Annotated in this window: 19 protein-coding genes; 4 read left to right on the forward strand and 15 right to left on the reverse strand. The window is 47.0% G+C overall.

Going from position 1 to position 21,609, the window contains the following annotated elements; all coding sequences use genetic code 11:
* Positions 1-3: 3 nt before the first annotated feature.
* The 8 genes from ftsZ to mraZ all read right to left on the reverse strand — a co-directional run bounded on the left by ftsZ (position 4) and on the right by mraZ (position 8,251).
* Positions 4-1,392, reverse strand: a complete 1,389-nt coding sequence (gene ftsZ, locus HRI96_RS07580) for a cell division protein FtsZ (RefSeq protein WP_210116784.1) — start codon at positions 1,390-1,392, stop codon at positions 4-6.
* A gap of 63 nt (positions 1,393-1,455) precedes the next feature.
* A complete protein-coding gene (ftsA, locus tag HRI96_RS07585) occupies positions 1,456-2,712 on the reverse strand; it encodes a cell division protein FtsA (RefSeq protein ID WP_256729182.1) in 1,257 nt (418 codons plus the stop codon).
* Positions 2,709-3,608, reverse strand: coding sequence for a cell division protein FtsQ/DivIB (locus HRI96_RS07590; protein WP_210116785.1), 900 nt, complete (start codon positions 3,606-3,608; stop codon positions 2,709-2,711). Before HRI96_RS07590 ends, ftsA begins: the two co-directional genes overlap by 4 nt.
* On the reverse strand, positions 3,601-4,779 hold the full coding sequence (locus HRI96_RS07595; RefSeq protein ID WP_210116786.1) for a peptidoglycan glycosyltransferase FtsW: 1,179 nt from the start codon (positions 4,777-4,779) through the stop codon (positions 3,601-3,603). Before HRI96_RS07595 ends, HRI96_RS07590 begins: the two co-directional genes overlap by 8 nt.
* Entirely contained in the window at positions 4,766-6,490 is a 1,725-nt protein-coding gene (locus tag HRI96_RS07600) for a UDP-N-acetylmuramoyl-tripeptide--D-alanyl-D-alanine ligase (protein ID WP_210116787.1), read from the reverse strand. Before HRI96_RS07600 ends, HRI96_RS07595 begins: the two co-directional genes overlap by 14 nt.
* Positions 6,491-6,516: 26 nt before the next feature.
* Positions 6,517-6,804, reverse strand: coding sequence for a septum formation initiator family protein (locus HRI96_RS07605; protein ID WP_210116788.1), 288 nt, complete (start codon positions 6,802-6,804; stop codon positions 6,517-6,519).
* Entirely contained in the window at positions 6,801-7,793 is a 993-nt protein-coding gene (gene rsmH / locus HRI96_RS07610) for a 16S rRNA (cytosine(1402)-N(4))-methyltransferase RsmH (RefSeq protein ID WP_210118659.1), read from the reverse strand. The genes HRI96_RS07605 and rsmH overlap by 4 nt, the downstream gene beginning before the upstream one ends.
* Before the next feature lie 14 nt (positions 7,794-7,807).
* Positions 7,808-8,251 carry a division/cell wall cluster transcriptional repressor MraZ gene (mraZ, locus tag HRI96_RS07615; RefSeq protein ID WP_210116789.1) on the reverse strand — a complete coding sequence of 148 codons (444 nt, stop codon included), beginning with the start codon at positions 8,249-8,251 and terminating at the stop codon, positions 7,808-7,810.
* Positions 8,252-8,395: 144 nt separating this feature from the next.
* Here mraZ and HRI96_RS07620 point away from each other — a divergent pair, with 144 nt between their 5' ends.
* Positions 8,396-9,139 carry a DUF8091 domain-containing protein gene (locus HRI96_RS07620; protein ID WP_210116790.1) on the forward strand — a complete coding sequence of 248 codons (744 nt, stop codon included), beginning with the start codon at positions 8,396-8,398 and terminating at the stop codon, positions 9,137-9,139.
* A 112-nt stretch (positions 9,140-9,251) separates the two neighbouring features.
* Here HRI96_RS07620 and HRI96_RS07625 read toward each other — a convergent pair whose 3' ends face one another.
* Both HRI96_RS07625 and HRI96_RS07630 read right to left on the reverse strand, forming a co-directional pair.
* On the reverse strand, positions 9,252-9,980 hold the full coding sequence (locus HRI96_RS07625; RefSeq protein WP_210116791.1) for a flagellar filament outer layer protein FlaA: 729 nt from the start codon (positions 9,978-9,980) through the stop codon (positions 9,252-9,254).
* Complete coding sequence (locus HRI96_RS07630) at positions 9,980-10,702, reverse strand: flagellar filament outer layer protein FlaA (protein WP_210116792.1); 723 nt, start codon at positions 10,700-10,702, stop codon at positions 9,980-9,982. The genes HRI96_RS07625 and HRI96_RS07630 overlap by 1 nt, the downstream gene beginning before the upstream one ends.
* Before the next feature lie 346 nt (positions 10,703-11,048).
* Between HRI96_RS07630 and HRI96_RS07635 the strand changes: the two genes are divergently transcribed.
* From HRI96_RS07635 to HRI96_RS07645, 3 genes are read left to right on the forward strand one after another with little or no spacing between them, the layout of a single operon-like run.
* Complete coding sequence (locus HRI96_RS07635; RefSeq protein WP_210116793.1) at positions 11,049-12,968, forward strand: phosphohexomutase domain-containing protein; 1,920 nt, start codon at positions 11,049-11,051, stop codon at positions 12,966-12,968.
* A gap of 15 nt (positions 12,969-12,983) precedes the next feature.
* Positions 12,984-14,756 (forward strand): phospho-sugar mutase, encoded by a 1,773-nt coding sequence (locus tag HRI96_RS07640; protein ID WP_210116794.1) that lies wholly within the window; start codon positions 12,984-12,986, stop codon positions 14,754-14,756.
* Positions 14,740-15,324, forward strand: coding sequence for a 3'-5' exonuclease (locus HRI96_RS07645; protein WP_210116795.1), 585 nt, complete (start codon positions 14,740-14,742; stop codon positions 15,322-15,324). The genes HRI96_RS07640 and HRI96_RS07645 overlap by 17 nt, the downstream gene beginning before the upstream one ends.
* A gap of 102 nt (positions 15,325-15,426) precedes the next feature.
* Here HRI96_RS07645 and HRI96_RS07650 read toward each other — a convergent pair whose 3' ends face one another.
* The 5 genes from HRI96_RS07650 to HRI96_RS07670 form a co-directional block, all read right to left on the reverse strand.
* Positions 15,427-16,410, reverse strand: coding sequence for a M23 family metallopeptidase (locus tag HRI96_RS07650; RefSeq protein ID WP_210116796.1), 984 nt, complete (start codon positions 16,408-16,410; stop codon positions 15,427-15,429).
* Between the two features lie 142 nt (positions 16,411-16,552).
* Positions 16,553-17,773: an HD domain-containing protein gene (locus tag HRI96_RS07655; protein ID WP_210116797.1), complete on the reverse strand. Its 1,221-nt coding sequence runs from the start codon at positions 17,771-17,773 to the stop codon at positions 16,553-16,555.
* A gap of 58 nt (positions 17,774-17,831) precedes the next feature.
* Positions 17,832-18,737: an ABC transporter permease gene (locus HRI96_RS07660; RefSeq protein WP_210116798.1), complete on the reverse strand. Its 906-nt coding sequence runs from the start codon at positions 18,735-18,737 to the stop codon at positions 17,832-17,834.
* A gap of 1 nt (position 18,738) precedes the next feature.
* Positions 18,739-19,986: an ABC transporter permease gene (locus tag HRI96_RS07665; protein WP_210116799.1), complete on the reverse strand. Its 1,248-nt coding sequence runs from the start codon at positions 19,984-19,986 to the stop codon at positions 18,739-18,741.
* Entirely contained in the window at positions 19,983-21,542 is a 1,560-nt protein-coding gene (locus HRI96_RS07670) for an ABC transporter ATP-binding protein (protein WP_210116800.1), read from the reverse strand. Before HRI96_RS07670 ends, HRI96_RS07665 begins: the two co-directional genes overlap by 4 nt.
* Between the last annotated feature and the right edge of the window lie 67 nt (positions 21,543-21,609).

The raw sequence follows: 21,609 nt of genomic DNA on the forward strand, positions 1-21,609 counted from the left end.
AAGTCAGTCTACGCTCAAATTTATCGTCCGGCTAAGTCCGGCGTTACGCCAGCAGGCAGGCTGGTTGATATCGTCCGACGAAGCGTTAAAACCTGCCGGCGGCGACAACGAAATATTCGACGACCTTGCAACCGAATGAGCAAGAGCGCTGCCTAAATTGGATCCTCCTGACGACGATGAGGCCGAAACGGCAACGGGTTCTCCCGTTTCGTCAAACAACAATCCTGAAGAACGGTTTCCTTTTACTTCGGGAGCCGCCGCTGAAGACGCCTTTGCCGCCGTGTTTGAAACGTAAGAATGCTCTGCCTGAGGTCTTGAAATTATGTCGAAATCTCCGTAGCTGAGGACATTTTCATTTGAAATGATCTTGCTCTTTGCAATTTTTGCCGCCTGCGCTTCGCTTTCCGGAGAACGTGAAGAAAAACCGGTTGCAATAACGGTAACGCTGACGGAATCGCCCAAATCCGCGTCGTGTACCTGCCCCCAGAACACGTTGTGAACTGGGTCGGCTGAAGCGGTTATTATCTTTACTATTTCATCGATTTCCATCATGGGAATATCGTCGCCGGAACAGATATTTATGAGTATGTTTTTCGCGCCGTCAATGCTTGAATCTTCAAGCAAGGGGTTTTTTATGGCCTTAGTAGCCGCGTCCACACAGCGGTTTTCGCCCGTGCCGAGTCCTACGCCGAAAATGACATTCCCCTGCCCCTGCATAGTGCGCTTTACGTCGGCAAAATCTATATTCACTATTCCGGGCTTTGTGATGACGCTCGAAATTCCCTGTACTCCCTGGCGAAGCACGTCGTCCGCCATGAGAAAGGCTTCGCGGAACGTCATCTTTTTATCGTCCATCTTTAAAAGATGCTGATTGGGAATAACGATGAGAGAATCCACTTCTCCGCGGAGTTTTTTGACGCCTTCTTCAGCAACTTCGCGGCGCATCCGCCCCTCAAAATCAAACGGCAAGGTGACGACTCCTACGGTTAAAATGCCCATCTCTTTTGCGATGCGCGCCACAACGGGAGCCGAACCCGTGCCCGTGCCGCCGCCCATTCCCGCAGTGATAAAGACCATGTCTGAACCCTTAAGCGCGTTGCGTATCGATTCGCTGTCTTCCTCTGCGGCTTTTTCGCCGATTTCAGGGCAGAACCCGGAACCCAATCCCCCCGTAAGTTTTTGCCCTATGGGGATTTTTCTTGGCGCTCTGGATTCGCTTAGCGCCTGAGCGTCCGTATTCAAAACGATAAATTCAACATTTTCAATATTTGCATCTATCATCCTGTTTACGGCGTTGGAACCTCCGCCGCCGCAGCCTATTACCTTCATGACAGTAGGACTTCTTTTAAGCCCCTCAGCAAAGTCATTTAAAACTTCAAAATTCTCAAGCATATCCCCTCCGCCTCGGTATCGAAAACGCCTTAAAAGTAAGTTCTTAAAAAGCGCCGACACCTATCAAAAAAACATATTTTTTATCTTTTTAAGAATACCTTCATTTTCACTCTGTTCGGGACGCGCCGCATTCTGTGCTCGCTTCTTTTTTTTGCCGTCCCGGGCAGCTGCAAGATCCTTGCAGCTTTCTATCAAACCTATAACCGTAGCGTAGTCGGCTCTGCGGTAGTCTTCTTCTATGCCGCCGAGCTTTTCGGGAATCCCGATGCGCACGGCAGTAGTGCCGAACACGTTTTGAGCGAGCTCCACAACTCCCCTCATCTGCGCCCCGCCGCCTGTCAATATTATATTGCCTGAAAGCTGCGTCAAATTAGCTTTTCTCACAACTGCGCTGCGAACCATTGAAAAAATTTCTTCTACGCGCGGCTGAATTATCCGGCAAAGTTCGGCCGTAGACGTTTCTTCAGGCGGCCTGCCGCCTATTCCCGGCAATATCACCTGCAAATCCTCTTCAATGCCGTCAAACCAGCAGCAGCCTGAAGCCGTTTTTATTTTTTCGGCCTCTGCGGTCGGAATTCCTTTTACAATGGCTATATCGTTTGTAACGAGATTTCCCCCTACGGCGATCGAAACGGAGCAAACCGGAGCGCCGTGTATCAAAACCAAAACGTCGGTAGTTCCCGCACCCATATCGATTAAAATCGACCCCAGCTCCATTTCATCTTCATGCATGACCGTCTGCGTAGCCGCCAGGGTTTTAAGCATGATATTATCCAGCCGGTAACCGGCGCGGTTTATACAGGAGCGTATGTTCATCACGGCCGTCTTTGAAGCCGTCACTATGTGTACTTCGGCTTTTAACCGCGCGCCTATCGTGTGTACGGGCGGATTTATTCCGTAAGAAAGATTATCCACAAAATATTCACGGGGAATTATGTGCAGCATTTCGCGGTCCAGCGGAATGTAAACGGCCGTAGCCATTTCTATCGCACGGTCTATGTCGGATTGAGTTATTTCACGCCGTCCCTTGCCGTGAGAAGCGATTGCCGCAGAGCCGCCTTGATTAAGGCTTTCGGTTTGCGCGCCGCCTATGCCCGTAACGCAGGAAGTTACTTCGTAACCTGCGCTCTGTTCCGAGGCTTCTATGGTTTCCTTTATGACCTTGCAGGCGGCTTCAATGTTTACGATGACGCCGTTTCTAAGCCCCACTGAGGGTCTTTGCGCCGTTCCGAGTATTTCCACGCTTCCGTCGTCGTGAATCTCTCCGAGCGCGGCACGGATAAAACTTGTACCTACATCCAACCCAACAACAATACTCAAGGTCGCCTCCACCTGCCGTCAGTACGATAAGAAACCGAGCCGTAACGCAGATCTATTTCCGAAACGCCGGAATCGAGGGACTTTACAATATCCAAGACAACCATCATATACTGCAGCGCTTCTTCGCTTAAAGAGCGATCGGTCAAAACCCTTGTCCGCGATCCCACAGGATACAGAACGAGTTCGTAATTTCCGTATTCCTTAGGAACAACGCAAATTTCCGAAATCGCCGCAAAATATTTTTGCGACAATTTTCTTATGTCGGATATCTGATCTATCAGCCTGCGGTATTTTTGAGGAATCCGCATACCGTCGGTCAAATGTTCTACCGGCAAACCTGAAACGATCGGAATTGTTCTGTCAGAAACCGGACTTTCGGCATTAGGACTGAATAATACACCATTTTTATCTATTTGAACAGGCACGCTGCGCCCGTCCATAGTTATAAATGTTAAAGCTACGGGACTCCGCTCCGTCACCGAAACGCTTATAGTGTCGGGAAAATGTTTTGACACGGAAACGCTTTCTACGGCGGACAGCGAGGACAATGCGGCGGCGGCGCGGCCCGTGTCAAAATTGAGCCAAGATGATTTTTGCCCCGAATATATGACGGCCCTCAATTCCTGTTCGGTATAATTTTTTATGCCGGAAAATTCTATCGCAGGATAGCGCATTAGAGGAAGCACTATCTTGTAAGCAAGGCCTTCAAGCAAGAGGCAAAAACACAAGATGATAAATATTATTTTCAGTGCGGAAATATGTTTTTTATCCTCAATCTTTTCAGGCGATATTTTATCCTCATCGAGAACTGCATCCTTATGCGCATATGAAAGAGAACCGAAGGTCTGTCGTTTTGCGCCCGGCGCGGCAAAAGACGCGAAGCGTACATCACTCATAATCGTTTACCCCATGTATATTTTCCGTTATCAAACCTGTATCAAATTCCGTCCGCGACGCATTTACTATAAAACCGCACATAGCCAGCGTCACCATCATGGACGAGCCGCCCGAAGAAAAAAACGGCAATGTTATTCCCGTGCTGGGAACTACGCCGCCTACGACGGCGCAATTTAAAAGCGATTGAACGAAGATCGCCGTAGCGCATCCGAAAGCGCCTATGGCGGCGAACCTGTTCTTGCACGAAAGCGCGATCTTATATGCCCTTGAAGCGAACAGTATCAATAAAAGCATGTAGATCAATACGCCTAAAAATCCGGTAGCCTCGGTCCATCCTGCAAAAATATAATCCGTCTGTATTTCAGGGATGCCGTTCAATTTTGACAAGCCGGCTCCTATTCCCTGTCCCCAAAAACCTCCGGCATTTATTGAACGGCGGGAAGCGAAAGACTGGTAATTTATTCCCTGCAGATCTTCAGTAGGTTTTAAAAACGCTATGAGCCTGTTCATTCTGTACGGTTCCAAAGAGATCATCAGAAAGGCCATAGGAACGGCCAAAAATGAAAAAGGTATGAGCCATGAAAGCTTTGCGCCGGACACAAAAAACAACACTACTCCTATGGCGAAAATAAAAAATCCTGTAGAAAAGTCCTTCTGTAAAAAAACTATTCCCACAAAGACGATCAAACCTATAACCGCAGGAAAGACTGAACGCTTAGTTAAATCGGGAATTTGAGCCTGTTTATCGAACAGATTGGCTAAAAACAGAATAACCGTAAACTTTACCAGCTCCGAAGGCTGAAAAGTGGAAACTCCCGGAAGCCTAACCCAGCGGACGGCTCCTTTTTTTTCGATGCCGATGCCCGGAAAAAAAGTCAGCATGCACAAGATTAAAGTTCCCAAAACCATAAGGGGCAAAAGCGATCTTATAGTTTTTATATTTACGACGGCAAACAGCGCAAAAAGCACAAATCCTATCATCGAGCTAACGAGCTGCCGTTTTACAAAATAAAGCGGATCCCCGAAAATGCGCTGAGCCGAATTTTCAGCGCACACAAGCAGAGTGGCTATGCCGATTCCCCACATGAGTATCACAAAAAAAATGAAAACCTTGTCGGCCTGCCTGTAGCCGGACACGGGACGATCGGCAAAAAAATTATACGTATTCATTTTCAGCCTCCCCCAGCATGTTTTGCAGCTGTCTAGTGACGCGCTCAAGTCCTATGCCGTGAGATCCCTTAAGAAGTATAAACGTATCGCACGGAAGACGAAGAATCACATCCGAAACTATCGTCTTGATATCTTCGTCCGTATAGCTTTTAAAAACCCTTATATCTTTTATCCCGTTTTCTTCGGCGGCCATTGCGGCTTTTTGCATTTCAGGGCCGACAAACACGAATTTCGTATCTTTTTCCGATGCAAATTTTACGCAGCTTTTGCCTACCGCGGCATGCGCGTCGCTTGATTCCTGCCCAAGTTCAAGCATATCGCCGAGCACAAGGCATTTTGTACCTTTTACCGAAAGGCAGAGAGAAAGGACTTTTTCCACGGAATCGGGATTTGCGTTATAGCAGTCTTCAAAGACTGTGAGTTTTTTTCCGCGGACTGTAAAATCAAAAACACGATTACGCCCTTCCATAGCGGCGACGCTTTCGATACCTTTTTTTATTTGCGGCGGAGAAAGCTCAAGCTTTTCGGCAAGGGCGATGGCGGCCGAAGCATTTAAAAGGTTGTATGCGCCGGGCAAAGGCAAATGTATGGAAATCCCGCGGTAATCGAATTTTGTTCCTCCGATTCCCAGATCCGTTATATTTTTTAAAGGCGGAACGGCGGCGCCGGAAGAGCTGCTTATGGCCGCCCCGCTGGCCGCGACAGCCGGTCCACTACCGGCAGCCGAAGCGCCGCTTTGATCCGAAACGGCCGCATCCGCCTGTCCATTGGCCGCGGCAGCCGTGAAGTCGCCGATCCCGAAACGGATTACGTCTCCGCGAACTCCTTTTGCCAAAAAATCGGCAAAATCATCCGCTCGTGGAATAAAAGCCGCCCCGTCTTTCCCGATATATTTAAAAATTTTTTTCTTTTCTTCCGCAATATTATGCCTCGATCCCAGCAGACCGATATGGGCCGTTCCTATATTTGTGATGAGTGCGTACTGCGGGCGTAAAATATCCGTCAGATCTTCAATTTCGCCCTTGTGGTTCATTCCCATCTCAAAAATTCCGATCTGCTCGTCGCCTTTAATCTTAAAAACCGAAAGCGGGAGCCCAGTCTCCGAATTGAAGTTTCCTTCGGAATACACGACGCGGTATTTTTGTTTTACCAGCGATACGGCCAATTCTTTTGTGGTGGTTTTCCCGCTGGAACCCGTAATACCGATCCTGATAAGTTTCGGGAATTTTTTTACATAGGCTTTCGCCGCAGCCTGTAAAGCATCGAGCGTATTTTTTACGCAGATAAAGGTCGCAAAATCGCGATCGCCGCGTTCGACGTTGCCGACATAGTTGTCTTCGGTAAGGCCGCAACCTTCAGAATGTCTTCTCCCCGCAAGATTTTCATAGTATTCTTTATTTTTTTCATATTCGCTTTGAGCGACAAAAACAACCGAGGCGCCTTTTTCAAGCGCTTGCGGTATGTATTTATGACCGTCTTGAAATTCCCCGATGAGAGGCACAAAAAGGCTGTCTGTTTTTACATTGCGGCTGTCGGTAACAACGGAGGTAAATACAGCATTCCCGCTTTCACGACCAACAACATAACCGGCGACGGCCGTCAGAAGTTCATCAAGTGTGAGAAGCGTATACTGTACTACTTTTTCCATTGCATTATTCACTTTATCAAATTCCCACTCGTCACAGTTCCAATCCGGTTTGTCAGGGCTCAAAGATGCAAAATAGTATTTGCCTTACGTCAGTTGCGCCCCTTCATTTCTACGCGGACAATTTCTCCGCTTTCCGCCTTGTGCATATTCAATTCCGTAGAAGCGATTCTTTCTATCCGGTCGGAACCTGAAAGAAGACTTATATCCGTAATAAGCCGCTTGTTTTCTTCCACAAGTTCGACCTGTTTTTTTTCCAAAGCCGTCACTTCTTTTTCAAGTTTTTTATAGCGCATCGCCTGTATGCTGTTTATCACTAGCAGCGCAGGTACTGTTGCGGCGCAGATACAGACAAAAATATATTTCAATACGTTTCTCATAAACCGACTCCTGCGATTCCCATCTTATGGCGCGACTTTGCGTCCGCCGATTTGCGGATTACGCGCAATTTTGCGCTTCTTGACGGCGGATTCAGTTCAAGTTCTTTTCCGGAAGCACAGACAGGTTTTTTAGTCAGTATTTCCGCACAAGGCTTTCCGCCGCATACGCAAGACGGGTATTCGCTCGGGCACACGCACTCTTTCGCCAAATTTCTAAAATAGTTTTTCACAATGCGGTCCTCAAGCGAATGAAAGGTGATCACTCCCATCTTGCCGCCGATCTCCAAAACGTCAAAGGCGCCCGTTAAAGCAGCGGGCAGGTTTTTAAGCTCGGAATTTACGGCAATTCTTAGAGCTTGAAACGTCCTGGTTGCAGGATGAATTTTTTCATGCCTGTACTTTGAAGGAACGGCTTCATAAATAATTTCCGCAAGAGCCTTGGATGAAAAAATCTTCCCGGATTCTCTTGCACGGACTATTGCGGAAGCTATTTTCCTGCTGAATTTTTCCTCTGCATAAAGGTAGATCATGTCGGCGAGCTCTTTTTCCTTCAAAGTATTCACCAAGTCGGCGGCAGTCTTTGAAGCGCCCTGATCCAGCCGCATGTCAAGCCTTTCATCGCGTAAAAACGAAAATCCCCTCCCGGATTTTTCATAGTGGTAAGTCGAAATGCCAAGGTCGAACAGGATAAGATGGGGCATTGGCATATCCTTAGGATAGTTCCTGTAAAAATCGGTGAACCATCCGTTATAAAAACTCATACGTCCTGAAAACGCGGAAAGCCGTTCCCTCGCTTTCTCCTGAATTGAAGGATCCGCGTCAAGTCCCAAAACGGACAGATTCGGATATCGTTCCAAAAATGCATAAGAATGTCCGCCCTCACCCAAAGTGGAATCTATCATAAATGCATTTTTTTCATACGGTTCACCCAAGGGGCTTAAATATTTCAAGCACTCTTCGAGTAAAACCGGCGTGTGAACCACCTCCAAACCAAACCCCGCTTTCAAAACGTAATATTATTCAGTTCTTCCGCAGCGTCGCGGAAAGATTCTTCGCTTTGCTTGAGGTAGCGGCCGTAAGATTCCGCGTCCCACAGCTCAAAGTATTTGATATTGCCCAATATCAGGCAATCCTTTGAAAGCGAAGCGAAATCGCGCAATGTCTGCGGAATTGAAAGGCGGCCCGCCTTGTCGAATTCCACTTCCTGCGCCGGAGCTATAATCCTTCTTATGACGCTTCTGTTTTTTTCATTAAACGGAGAAGCAGACTCCATTATCTTAGATGAAAAAACAGCCCATTCGTCGGGAGTATAAAGCCACAGACACGCGTCGATCCCCTGCGTAACTATGAGAAAGGTATCGGACAGTTCCGAACGTAATTTTGCAGGAAAAAGTATTCTTCCCTTTTCATCAAGCGTATTACGATATTCGCCGGTCAATAAACTCATAAATATTTACCACTTTATACCACTTTTACCCACTTATTCACTATGATATAATAAAAAAGACTAAAGTCAACGCCTAAAAATGCCGATAACTGTTTTTTTTTATAAATCATGACAAAATCGCAATATGAATGTATAGTGAATACGATGATAAACACTTTGAACGAAAGCTCACTTCACAGGTCGCTAAAAACGCTTTATTCCTTAGAAGAGGGCGCAGAGACGGAAAAACAAGTGGACAGATGGGTATGCGACGTCGTAAAAGGCGACGGAAGCGTTTTTGAAATACAGACCGGCAGCGTTTCAAGCCTGCGCCGCAAAATCGAAGGATTGCTCTCGCTCAAAAAAAGAGTAACACTTGTCTATCCCGTGATATGTAAAAAAACGATAGAAACCATGGACAAAGGCGGCAACCGCATTTCAAAACGCGCAAGTCCCAAAAAAGAAAGCGTATATTCTATTTTCAGGCAGCTTACGGGGCTTTGCGATTTGCTGCTCGATGAAAATTTTTGCCTTGAAGTTCCTGAAATAACCGCGACGGAATGCAGGCTGAGAACTGACGGTAAAGTTCAAAGTGCAAACAAGAGCCGCCGCTTTTTAAAAAACTGGATAAAGACCGATAAAAAGCTCACGGCCGTTTTAAAAACGCACCGATTCAAGACGGAAAAAGACTACTTAGGGCTTTTGCCGCAGACGGCGGATTTCATTAAAAACGATTTTACGGTAAAAGAAACCGCAAAATACATAAAAGAAACGCACACGCCGGCTGCGGCGTCCGAAGCGCGCGTAACGCTTTGGGTTCTAAGACGCATGGGCCTTATCGAAGAAATTTACAGGACAAAAAAAGAATGTCATTACAAAATAAAGAGCTTCGCCGAAGATCTGCAGTAAAAGCTTCGCCGAAGGTTAAAAGTGAAATTTCAAAGGCGGCAGGGAATTTAGCCCCGGCACAAAAAAAGGGCCGCCCTTCTAAGAGCAGCCCCTATTTCAAGGATCTTTATTTTTACCAGTTATCGTCCATGTCGTCTACGTCGTGATTTTCTATGTCGTACAAGTCGGTGACGGCGTGCATACCGTCAAAATACACATAGTACGCGCCTCTTGCGTTGACGGGATCACAATCGATCCTAAAGCCGGTGATTCTTAAACCGGGACGGTTACCGTAATACGCGCTTGATTGAACTATACCGTGAACGCCGTCTACCGAAGGCGGAACCGCAACCGTAATTTTCTTCCAGCTGGTAAAGGCCAAGGAACCCATATATAATTCATAATTGCGTCCGAAGAAGTCCTGCACCAGAAGGAACAAGGAATGATCCATATTTCGGCCTGCAACCCACACGGAAACGGTCTTTGTGACTCCTTCGATGGGGATGGGCCTTACGGCTTCGATGTATATGGAATTTATACCGCGGCGGAAAAATTCAGCTTTAACGCCGAACGAGTGATTGTTTTCCCCGACGTCCTTTTCGCCTTCAACCAATTCCTTTTCATCTTCCTTTCCCGCAGGTCCGCCTGAAAACAGACGGCCGGTAACTACGCCCGCGTCCAAAGACATTCTGACAGTCCAAGAACCTTCCCGCTCAAAATTATCGACGAGGATGTTCTTTAAGGCCTGCTCGGCGGAATCGTTACCTATAACGGAAGGATCCGGTTCCGTCAAACTGACCTGCGCAAAACTCATTCCAACTGAAAAGATCGCAAATAAACTTAAAAGCAAATATTTTTTCATTACTGTCCATCCCCTGTACTCTTTTTATCGCCGAAGTCAGCATCTTTCAAGTTATATCCGTCGTAAACATGAGTAATACCCGCCGCCATATACTGGAATTTGTCAATAAACACGCTGAAATCATCGGCGTGTTCGGCAGCGTCGGCGCGGAATCTGAATCCGACAAAATACATATTGTCCGCGATGGAATGTCTTGAAGACGACTGTCGTATCGAACCTGCAATCTTTATTACGATGTTTTTCCATCCGTAGAACTGAAGATTTCCCGCGGGGATAATATGAACGGAACCTTCTGCGTCGCGTACAAGGGCGTCCATAAAATAAAGATAATCGGAACCCCATACCCAAAAATCAAGCTGAGAAACATTTCCTCTAAAAGGAATTTCATAGGGCTTGTCATCCTTGGAAGGATAAATTTCAAACCAGTTGTCGCCTTTTCTCTTAAAAGAAACCTTAGCGCCTAAAACCCGCGGTTCGGGATCGCCTTCTTTGACAAAGGGAAGAAGCGAATTCGGCATACCTTTAAAATTTGAAATAATGGGATAACCGTCGGCGACAAAGCGGCTGGCCTGAATCTTCCACGTCCAATCCATTTGATCAGGCGTATCAAAATTATCGATCAAAACAGTCTCTACGCTTTTTTCATTGTGCTGGCTGAAAACCGGAAGACAAAATGAAAAAAACAAAGCTAGCGGCACAAAAAATGAAAAGCCCTTTTTCATTAAAAACTCCTTGAAATATTTTGCATTCCATAAAGAATACCTTGTTTAATCATCGGCAGAATCATGCAATAACTGTAACTATTTGATTATATTTCGTGCATGCCTCTTTGTCAAACAGTCAGCCCGTTTTGCCGGCCTATTTTGCTTGTTTTCAGTCATTTTTAGTGTGATTTTTTTGCCGCGCGGATTATCGCTTAAGCACTTTTTCGGCGGCGGATTATTTTGCGCGGGCTGTCGCGCCGGCTGCAACTATTTATGATAAAAACGTCCCACCGCCGATGCGCGCCCGAATTCCTTAAAAATTTGCTTTATTGAAGTGCGGCGAAATACGTGCTATTATTCGATTATGCAAGAACTTCCGGATATAATAATGTCCGCTTCGGGTTGGCGCAAAGTTTTCGCGGCGTCGGGCAAAGAAGACGACGGCCTTCCCGGTATCGGAGAAAAAAACACGGTTATCGCAATGCTGGCGGCAGAAATTTTTGCCGATTACATAATAAAAATTTCAAACAAGGCGTCGCCTTCCGTCGTCTGCGGAATCGACACGCGGCCTACAGGTCCTGCCGTAATCGACGCGGTCTTAAAAATATTCCTTGCAAAGGGAATAGTTCCGCATTACGCAGGCGTCATAGCAGCGCCTGAAATAATGGCGTATTCCACACGCTTCGACGGTTTTATGTATGTTTCCGCGAGCCACAACCCTATAGGCCATAACGGTTTAAAATTCGGTCTAAAAGACGGCGGGGTTCTTGCAGGCGAAGAAAATTTAAAACTTGCAAACGAGTTTCTGAAAAAATGGCATGAGAAAAATACGGAAGACAGGCTTAAGGCAACGGCAAATACGGCTTTGCCCTCGGAACTTGACTGGGTCTACGCGAACGCGCCTTCGGTAAAAAACAAGAGCGCAGCCTATTATCATGACTTTATGATGCGCGTAATTTCGGACTCGGACGATCCTGCCGTTCAAAAAAACGTGTTTTCAATCATGCGTTCCAAGGCCTTAAAGAAAAAAATCGCCGTAGTTTGCGACATGAACGGCTCCTCGAGGTCTTTATCCGTCGATGAAGAATTTTTTAAAGAATGCGGCATGGACTTTTACAAAATAAACGCTGCGCCCGGACAGATCGTACACGGAATAATTCCCGAAGGCGAAAATCTTCTATTCTGCGCAGCTGAAATGGAACGACTCAAAGACAAGGAAAAACTTCCCCTGCTAGGCTACATGCCCGACTGCGACGGAGACCGCGGAAACATCGTGTACTGGGACCGCCGCTCGGCTTCCGCAAAAACGCTCGAAGCCCAGGAAGTTTTCGCTTTGGCCGTTCTTTCGGAACTGGCGTACGGAGCGTGGAAAAACAAGGGCAAAAAAGATTATAAACCCGCCGTTGTCGTAAACTGCGCAACTTCGATGCGTATTGATAGAATAGCCGAAGTTTTCGGGGCTGAAGTTTTTCGCGCGGAAGTAGGAGAAGCGAACGCCGTAAACCTTGCCCGGAAAAAACGCTTCGAAGGCTACACTGTGCGCATTTTCGGAGAGGGAACAAACGGCGGAAACATAACGCATCCCGAAGCCGTCCGCGATCCGCTCAACACCGTCTTTGCGCTTGTAAGGCTTTTGGTGATGCATCCGGGTAATTCCAAACAGCCGGATTTATTTAAAATATGGTGTAAGTTGACCGGACAAGAAGAGCTGTATTCTCCCGGTGATATAACGATAACCGACATTATAAATACTCTGCCCAAATACAAGACTACGAACACTTTTGATAAAAGAGCGATAATGCACATAAAGACTACGGATCACGGAATTTTAAAAAAGCGTTTTCAAAAAGAATTTGAAAAAAGCTGGGTAACGATGTCGCCTATTCTTAAAAAGAAATACGGAATCGTGTCTTACGCTGCGGCGGCTACAAACGGAACGGTGGAAACTCAAAACATAAAAGATTTCAGCGTAAGCGGGAACGGAGGGCTTAAAATTCTGTTTTACGGAAAAGACGGAGATCGTGCCGAAAACGGCGGCGTTGCCGGCACGGAAAGCGGCGCCTCGGGCATGTTACAGGGGCGATGTAAAGACGGCGGCGCTCTGGCCTTTATGTGGATGCGGGGATCCGGTACGGAAAGCGTCTTTAGGGTTTTATGCGACGTAAAGTGCAAAACGCACGCAAAACCGCAATTCGAAAATTTAAACAGCGACACTTCAGATATGGAAGAGGATCTTTTAAACTGGGAACGCAGTCTAATTGAAATTGCCGACAAATACAAATAAAATCAGGAGAAAACCATGGATTCAAAGGAAATTTTAAAACGCGCTAAAGAGTACATCGCGTCCGAAAAAGACGAAAGATTCCGCAAAGAAATTGTCGATCTTGTTGAAAAAAACGACATGAAAGAGCTGGAAGACAGGTTTTATCAAAACCTTGAATTCGGCACGGCAGGCCTCAGAGGAATAATGGGCGGCGGAACGAACAGGATGAACACGCTCGAAATAAATCTTGCAACCCAAGGCTTGGCAAATTATCTTATAAAAACCTTTCCAGAAAAAGCGAAAAAAGGCGAACTGAGCGCGGTAATCGCTTACGACAGCCGCGTAAATTCGGACATATTTGCGGAAGCTACCGCATGTATTCTTGCAGCAAACAAGATAAAAGCCTATTTGTTTACCGGCCTTCGCCCTACTCCCGAACTGTCGTTTGCAATCCGCTATTTAAAAGCCGACACGGGCGTTGTAGTCACGGCGTCTCACAATCCCAAAATGTACAACGGATACAAGGCGTACTGGAATAACGGCGCGCAGGTAACCGAACCGCACGACAAGGGAATAATAAAAGAAGTGAACGCCGTAAAATCGGTAAAGACTATATCAAAGGACGAAGCTCTAAAGGAGGGGATGATAATACCGATCGACAAAGAAATCGATGAAAAGTTCTGGGCGATGTGTAAAGCACAGCTTTTCAGACCCGCTCTCATAAAAGAAAAAGCAAAAGACGTAAAGATCGTGTATACTCCGCTGCACGGTACGGGGGCAATGCATGTTGAAAAAGTCTTAGGGGATCTGGGATTAAAAGTAATCACGGTTCCGGAGCAGCGTAAGCCCGACGGAAACTTTCCCACAGTTGAAAAACCGAACCCCGAAGAAGCTACGGCTTTGCAGCTCGCTCTGGCTCTGGGTGAAAAAGAAAAAGCGGACTGTATTATGGCAACGGATCCCGACGCGGACCGCTTCGGCAGCGCATTCCCTAAAAAAGACGGTAAATTCCAACTTGTTACGGGAAATCAAATGGGCGCTCTGCTTTTGGATTATATCCTTTTAAGCAGAAAAGAGACCGGAAGACTTCCCGACAACGCGGCTATCGTGCGCACTATCGTTACGTCTCCGTTCTGCGACAGCATATGTAAAAAATACGGCGTAAAAGTTTTCGAATGCCTTACGGGATTTAAATGGATAGCCGCGATCGAAGACGAAATGGAAAGCACAGGCAAAAATTCCTACGTGTTCGGATTTGAAGAAAGCTACGGATACAAGATCGAAAAAGAAGTGTTCGATAAGGACGGAATATCCGCAGCGGCCATGTGCGCCGAAATGACGCTGTATTGGAGATCGAAGGGCAAAAGCGTTTTGGAACGGCTGGACGAACTTTATGAAGAATTCGGATATTTTGAGGACACGGCCATATCGCAGTATTTCTACGGCAGTTCGGGCGCAAGCACGATGAAAGGTATAATGACAAAGCTGCGTGAAGAAGGCCTGAAAACTCTCGGAAATAAAAAAGTCCTTAATATCCGCGACATAGACAGAAGCGTTTCGTTCTCACCCGACAATCCGGAGAAAAAAGAAAAAGTCGAACTTCCTAAAAGCAACGTGCTTCAATTCTTCCTTGAGGGAGGCACTATAGTAAGCGCGCGGCCTTCCGGAACGGAACCGAAAATCAAATTTTACATCAACGCGTCCACGCCGATAAAGACGAGTCTTGATTCCGCCCGAAATGCGTCCCAAGAAGTTTGCAACGCCGTCAACGCCGATATTAAGCGAATCCTAGATGCTGCCGGGAAATAATATCTATAAAAATTATAAACTGCTTCGCCTTCTCTTGGAAGACGGAGCGGTATTGACCGCCTTCGACACCGAAACGACGGGAATCACGTGCGAAACCGATAAGATAATAGAAATAGGCGCCGTTAAATTCGATATTGACGGCGTCTTGGATACTTATCACACGCTCGTAGATCCGCTGTCCGATATTCCTGAAGACGTAACGAACGTCAACCACATCACAAATGAAATGGTAAAAGGCAGCCCGCCGGTAGGAAAAGTTCTTCCCGACTTTTTGCGCTTTATCGACAATTCAATCCTTGTGGCGCACAACGCAAATTTCGATCTGAATTTTATGAATACGGAACTGCTCAGAAACGGAATGAAGCCCCTAAAGAATAAAACCATCGACACTTTGGAGCTTGCGCGCTGGGCGTATCCCAAACTCGGAAAATACGCTCTTCAGTTTCTTGCAAAAACTTTTTCGATAAACGTGGAAAACGCGCACCGCGCTGACGACGACGCTCTGGTATGCATGAATTTGTTTTTGCGCTGCCTTAAAGACACGGATTCGATGCAGGAAACGCAGTGATCTGAGCGGCTCTGCAGCCCGCCCCGCAAAACGATCTCGAACCGGCCGTAAACGTGTTATGCGCTGCCGCTGCGGGACGGCAAAATCAAACTGCCGCAGCTTTTATCCGCGCGGAGCCTTTGCCGGATCTATCGGCATTCCGTTCTGAAAAACCATAAGCGTCATCTGCGGCTGCATACTGATCGTATCTATTCCGACGGTGCCGAGCTGCGCCCCGGCCACGACGTAATCGCCTTTTTGAATTTCAACGGAACCCAGTCCCGTATACGCATAAATCAATCCCGTTTTAGACTGAACGAAAATCACCTGCCCGAAACCTCGGTAAATTCCGCAGTACATTACCGTGCCGGCTCTTATGGCGGTAACATTTTCATCGCGCTTGGCGGAAAGCTGAACGCCCGAAACTTTTCCTTTTACATACGTCACTTTAGGATCTTTTACCGGCCACACTACGCCGGTATCGATTTTTTCAGCGTCCGTGTATTTTCTGGGATCTGCAGATTTCAAATCCAAAACAGTTGTTTCCGAGATTTTGTTTTGATCGTTCGGATTTTCAGCTTTTGAAGACGCGGGTATTGAAGAAGCGTTTTTTTTACCCGAGCCGCTTCCGTCCCCGGAATCCGCCGATGCGACAAGGGAATCGGGAACCAGCAATTTTTCGCCCGCTTTAAGAACGGCATCGTTTCCGAGCCCGTTTAACGCAAAAAGCTCCGAAAGAGGAATACCGTTTTTTCGCGCTATTCCGTAAAACGTATCACCCTTTTGCACGATATAGACCTTCGTGTTTTTCTTTTGCGAAGAATCCGAAACGGGAGCTCCCGTAAGCGCCGCCGCTGCGGAAATGTCGGCCGAGGGTATCGTAAGTTTTTGCCCCGTTTTTAAAACGTCGCTTTCCGACATATTATTTGCGGCGCGAAGTTCGGCTACCGTAATCTGATATTTCCGGCTTATGGCATAAAGGGTTTCTCCCTTCGAAACCGTATGAGTGGAATCGGCAAATACATATAAACTTAAAAAGACCTGCACCGCCGCACAGAAAAATACCGTCGTTTTTTTTATAGCAAGATTTCCAAATCGTAAATTCATACAATACCCTTATCGGCATAAAAAAGAATTTTCGTAAGAGTTTGAAAACAAGAAAACTAAACAGCCGCCCCGAAAGACGTTTTTTTCTACGTCTCTGTTCGGCTAAGGTTTGGCTGCGGCGCGGTAACTCGTTCGGCTACCGCTACCTGCTTATTAAGGAACGGAAAAGCGACGCCGCGTCTATACCGTTTATGAGTTCGCCGTCCGCATAAAGTTTAAGCATGTTTTTGCGTCCGTTTTCAAGGTGAGTCGAAGTTATTCCATGACGTATTGAACTGTCGGCTTCCAAAAGAGCCGAAAGATGATCCGCCAAACGTACAAGTTTACCGTCGACGGGTTTGTCCTTGTCGGTATAAACCGAATTCAATTCTTCCCATGAAACTATCTTAGTCTTTCCGTCAATCATTACGCGGTTACAAAATTCGTCGCTTGTAAAATAAAGCAGTTCGCCGGAATAAAAATCTTCCATGTACGGCAAAAGCTCTTTACGCACAAACATTTCTTCTATTTCTTTTACGATGTGAGGAAGCTCGTCGGTCGCCTGTTTTACCGGCGAAATTATGTCCCGCGTTACCGATTCGGGAAGATCATGAAAAAGCGCGCTGAAAAAATCGTCGTACAATCTCACCGGTGAAAAATTTACGCTCGTCTCACGCGCCAATAAGACGGTAAGAAGCGCAACAAAAAAACAATGCCCCAAAACGCTTGTTGCAGGAACCCTTGGCGTCTGGTTCCAGCGGCGCTGAAACCTGAGCTGTTCTATAATCATTAAAAAGTCGAACGGCCTTTGCCGCGTGAGCAAGAGCTGTAAGGCGCGAAGATCAAGATAGCCCTGCATAACGTCTTCAAGTTCCCGCCGGATCGCGTCAAGGCGGCGCGGTTCGTTTACCATGGAAATCATGTCCAGCTCTCGCAGCGTAGAATACTTATGCGCGGCGCGAAAAATACGGTAAGTTGTGTTTTCCGTATCGGTTAAAGGAATCAGACCCGACGACTGTCCTACGTACAATGTAAAACGGGAAAAAAGCTCGTCGTCATGAATGAGGGAGCGATACTGGGACAAAACCCATTCGTTAAGCCTCATGTATTCGGAAGGATATTCTTTTTTCATGAGGTGCTGAACGGGAGCCTTTATGTCGCAGAGCGCGATCTTTCTAAGCAAATCGAAGACGGACGCATATATCATCCATTCCCAATCGATTTCGGTTCCCTTATTCTCTTCAAATTTACCGAAGACATAGGCCAAGACCATTTTTTCGGCGGCCTTATCCATTTCAATTATCTGAAACGGCCTTACAAGGTCGTTCCATCTTTCAATGGAAAACGCTTCAAATATCTTTAAGATCAATCGTTTATCGAGCATGACTTTTCCGTTAAATTATTAATCCGCTTACACTTTCTTACGCGAACGCTCCGGCAGCTTAGGACGCGCCGGTAACGTAAGGCTTTCCGTTTGCAGCCGGCGCATAATTTTTACCGCTGAATATCACCAAGGCAAGAAGGGTAATAACATAGGGCAAAAGATTAAAGAATTCGGCCGGAAGCATATTGCTCAAGACCGGAATATTCACTACATAAATTGCAAAAGCTACAGCCGCTCCGAACAACAGTGAAGATCCCGTGATTCCCAAAGGAGACCATCGCCCGAAAGAAACCGCCGCCAGAGAAATAAATCCCGTGCCGTTGATCGTGTTTGACGTATACTGAATTGTTTCTGTAAGGACAAGGCAGCCGCCGGCTAGTCCCGCCAAAAGGCCTGACGCCAAGACTGCAAAATAACGCATCTTACGGACGTTTACGCCTACGGAAGCGGCGGCGTCGGGATGTTCTCCGCAGGCGCGCAATCTAAGCCCGAACGGAATTTTATAGAGCATAAACCATGAAATTATTATTACGGCAAGGGCTATGTACGCCGTAGGATAAATTCCTCCCGGCCCGGGAAACATGCCGATCTTATAGGGCTGCGTGCGGTCGGAAGAAAAAAGAATTTGGGAAAAGAAAATAGTCACTCCGGTAGAAAGTAAATTTATACCGGTGCCCGATACCGTTTGGTCGGCGTTCAGCGAAATACTGGCGTAAGCGTGTATGAGCGAAAAAAGCATTCCGAAAACGGCTCCTACTGCAAGCGCGAGCCACTCGGAATACGGAAAAAACGATTCCATGAGCACGTGCGTAGAAGCTGCGCAAAAAGCGCCTATTCCCAAAAGGCCTTCAAGGGCGATATTCGTAACGCCGCTTCGTTCACAGATCATGCCGCCGGCGGCGGTTATCAAAATGGGCGACGAAATCATCAGTACGGAAGGTATTATTCCTAAAAGCATGTTCATTTTATGCCTCCCCGTCTCCGGTTACGCTGCGCGTTTTACCGCTCACGCCGGATTTTTCAGCCGCATCGTCATCGTACGCCGCCGCATTTCTTTTTCCGATAGAGTCCTGCGTTCCGCCGCTTTTTTTCAAATTCGCGGATTCAAGTTTTTCCGTCCGCCTTCGCTCTCTCCAGATGAGAAATAGGCGGAATCCGGCTTTCAGCGAAATAAATACTACCACAAGCCCCTGGATGATAAATGTGATTTCTTTGGGAATCTTATTTGACTGCATGATGGGCTGGGCGGCCTGCAGCATTCCGAACAGGAGCCCCGCAAAAAAGGTGCCGAGCGCGGTGTTGTTGCCCACGAGGGCGACTGCAATTCCCGTAAATCCGTAATTATCCATGCCCGCAATAACTCGGCCGTATTTAAAAGAACCCAGCGCGACAATTCCGCCGCCCAATCCGGCAAAAGCGCCCGAAACGGCCATCGCGATAACTATGCTTGCGACAACCGGAATTCCTGAAGCCTTGGCGGCGTCCTTATTAAAACCCGTAGCCCTGAGCCCGAAACCCACATTCGTCTTTTCCATTAAAAACCAATAGACAAGCACACAGACGAGCATTATGAAAAAGCCGGCGTTAAGAGCGGAAGAATTTGTGAGTTTGGTTAAAAAATTCAAGCGCAGGCTCGCCGTTTCAGGAAAGTTGGGAGTTTTATAGGTATTCGTGCCGGGTATGGCAAGCGTTACGATGCGGGAAAGAAACAGGGCGATATAATTTAACATTATAGTCGCTACAACTTCCGAAACTTCAAAACGCGCTTTTAGATATCCTACGACGCCGCCCCATATTACGCCCGCCGCAGTGGCAAGAACAAGGGCTAAAACCAAGTGAATAAAGGGTATGGGAGGAAAGGTGAGAGCTACAAGCTGCGCGACGGTCATTCCTATTATGTACTGTCCTTCTCCGCCTATATTGAAAAGTCCCGAACGTGCGGCGAAGGCCATCGAAAACCCGCATAAGATAAAGGGAACCGAATAGTTAAGCCATTCGCCCACGTAGCGTATGTTCCATTTGCCGTTGTTCGCATTAAAGCCCGTCACAACTTGAAGAATAGCCTTATATATTCCGGCAGGGCTTCGGCCTACGATTACGACGAGCAAGGTTGCGCAAAGAAATCCCATAAGGACGACTAGAGCAGAAACGGCTCCGTCGGACTTCATCAAAAAGGCCGTAAAATTTCTTTTTTCTGCGGTATTTTCACTCATGCGATCCTCTCCGAATGTTTGTCCTTGGAACCGGCCATCATAATGCCTATTTCCCTCTCGGTAACTTCGCCCGCGTTAAAAATTCCGGCTATCATACCTTTAGAAATCGTAGCGATCCTGTCGCAAAGATTCATAATCTCGTCAAGTTCGAACGAGATCAAAAGAATCGCCCTGCCCTTATCCCTTTCTTCGATAATGCGATTGTGAATGTACTCGATCGCGCCGACGTCAAGTCCCCGGGTAGGCTGCGCGATTACCAATACTCCGCCGCCCATGTCTACTTCCCGCGCGACGATAGCCTTTTGCTGGTTTCCTCCGGACATGCTTCCGGCCTTTGTATCCGCGCCCTGAGCAGCCCGTATATCGAACGCCTCTATGAGCGACTCGGCCTTGTTTTTCATTTCGTCTTCTACGAGCACGCAGCCGTTTTTAGTATACGGCGGAAGATAATAGTTCTTTATGGCGATGTTTTCGGCAAGGGAAAAATCGGCGATGAGCGCATGTTTTTGCCTGTCTTCGGGAATATATCCCAGACCGGCTTCTATGCGTTTTCTGATCGAATATTTTGACACATCTACGCCGTTAATATATATTTTTCCGCCTGTGAGCGGCGCCATTCCTGTAATTCCGAAAAGCAGTTCCGACTGCCCGTTGCCGTCAACGCCGGCGACGCCCACAATCTCTCCGGCACGCACGTCAAGCGACAGATCCCGAACGGCGATCTGCCCGCGGGAGTTTTTTACACAAATTTTATCCAGCAGAAGTTTTACGTCTCCGAACTTCGGCGGCTTTTTTTCGATTTTAAATTTGACCGCGCGCCCTACCATCATTTCGGCCAAGTCCTGCTCGGAAACGTCCGAAACTTTTACGGTGCTTATGACTTTTCCGCGGCGCAAAACCGTGCAGCGCTCAGCTACGGCTTTTATTTCCTGCAGTTTGTGAGTGATTATTATTATGGTTTTTCCTTCGGCTTTAAGACGCTTGATTATAAGGATGAGATCGTCTATTTCCTGCGGAGTGAGAACCGCAGTCGGTTCGTCAAATATTATTATGTCCGCGCTTCTATAAAGGACTTTAAGAATTTCAACGCGCTGCTGCATTCCCACGGTTATATCTTCTATTTTGTCCTTAGGATCAACCTTGAGTCCGTATTTTTCGGAAAGCTCGGAAACCTTCTTTTCTGCGGAATTCAAATCCAGCAGTCCGAATTTTTTCTTGGGCTCGAAACCTAAAACTATGTTTTCGGCTACGGTATAGTTGTGAACAAGTTTAAAATGCTGGTGAACCATACCGATTCCCAATGCGGTAGCGACGTTAGGATCGTCGATCTTGACCGTCTTGCCTCTGATTTTTATAACCCCGAAGTCGGGTTCGTAAGAACCGAACAGAATAGACATAAGGGTGGATTTTCCCGCGCCGTTTTCACCGAGCAAGGCCAGAACTTCGTTTTCCTGCACGGTCAAGGTTATATTGTCATTGGCAACGACGCCGGGAAAGGCCTTAGTTATTCCCAGCATTTCGATCAAGTTTTTTTTATCGGGATCGATATAGTCCATAGAGCACCTCAAAATAAAAAATACGAGTCCGCCGAAATCTCCAACTTTCGACAGACCCGCACCTTAT

It is taken from the genome of Treponema parvum (genome assembly GCF_017893945.1).
Taxonomy (GTDB): Bacteria; Spirochaetota; Spirochaetia; order Treponematales; family Treponemataceae; genus Treponema_D; species Treponema_D parvum_A.

Excerpts from the sequence above, each read along its gene's own strand:
- ftsZ (WP_210116784.1), bottom strand. The coding sequence starts at position 1,392 with ATGCTTGAGAATTTTGAAGTTTTAAATGACTTTGCTGAGGGGCTTAAA.
- HRI96_RS07590 (WP_210116785.1), bottom strand. The coding sequence starts at position 3,608 with ATGAGTGATGTACGCTTCGCGTCTTTTGCCGCGCCGGGCGCAAAACGA.
- HRI96_RS07595 (WP_210116786.1), bottom strand. The coding sequence starts at position 4,779 with ATGAATACGTATAATTTTTTTGCCGATCGTCCCGTGTCCGGCTACAGG.
- HRI96_RS07605 (WP_210116788.1), bottom strand. The coding sequence starts at position 6,804 with ATGAGAAACGTATTGAAATATATTTTTGTCTGTATCTGCGCCGCAACA.
- mraZ (WP_210116789.1), bottom strand. The coding sequence starts at position 8,251 with ATGAGTTTATTGACCGGCGAATATCGTAATACGCTTGATGAAAAGGGA.
- HRI96_RS07620 (WP_210116790.1), top strand. The coding sequence starts at position 8,396 with ATGATAAACACTTTGAACGAAAGCTCACTTCACAGGTCGCTAAAAACG.
- HRI96_RS07625 (WP_210116791.1), bottom strand. The coding sequence starts at position 9,980 with ATGAAAAAATATTTGCTTTTAAGTTTATTTGCGATCTTTTCAGTTGGA.
- HRI96_RS07630 (WP_210116792.1), bottom strand. The coding sequence starts at position 10,702 with ATGAAAAAGGGCTTTTCATTTTTTGTGCCGCTAGCTTTGTTTTTTTCA.
- HRI96_RS07635 (WP_210116793.1), top strand. The coding sequence starts at position 11,049 with ATGCAAGAACTTCCGGATATAATAATGTCCGCTTCGGGTTGGCGCAAA.
- HRI96_RS07640 (WP_210116794.1), top strand. The coding sequence starts at position 12,984 with ATGGATTCAAAGGAAATTTTAAAACGCGCTAAAGAGTACATCGCGTCC.
- HRI96_RS07645 (WP_210116795.1), top strand. The coding sequence starts at position 14,740 with ATGCTGCCGGGAAATAATATCTATAAAAATTATAAACTGCTTCGCCTT.
- HRI96_RS07650 (WP_210116796.1), bottom strand. The coding sequence starts at position 16,410 with ATGAATTTACGATTTGGAAATCTTGCTATAAAAAAAACGACGGTATTT.
- HRI96_RS07655 (WP_210116797.1), bottom strand. The coding sequence starts at position 17,773 with ATGCTCGATAAACGATTGATCTTAAAGATATTTGAAGCGTTTTCCATT.
- HRI96_RS07660 (WP_210116798.1), bottom strand. The coding sequence starts at position 18,737 with ATGAACATGCTTTTAGGAATAATACCTTCCGTACTGATGATTTCGTCG.
- HRI96_RS07665 (WP_210116799.1), bottom strand. The coding sequence starts at position 19,986 with ATGAGTGAAAATACCGCAGAAAAAAGAAATTTTACGGCCTTTTTGATG.
- HRI96_RS07670 (WP_210116800.1), bottom strand. The coding sequence starts at position 21,542 with ATGGACTATATCGATCCCGATAAAAAAAACTTGATCGAAATGCTGGGA.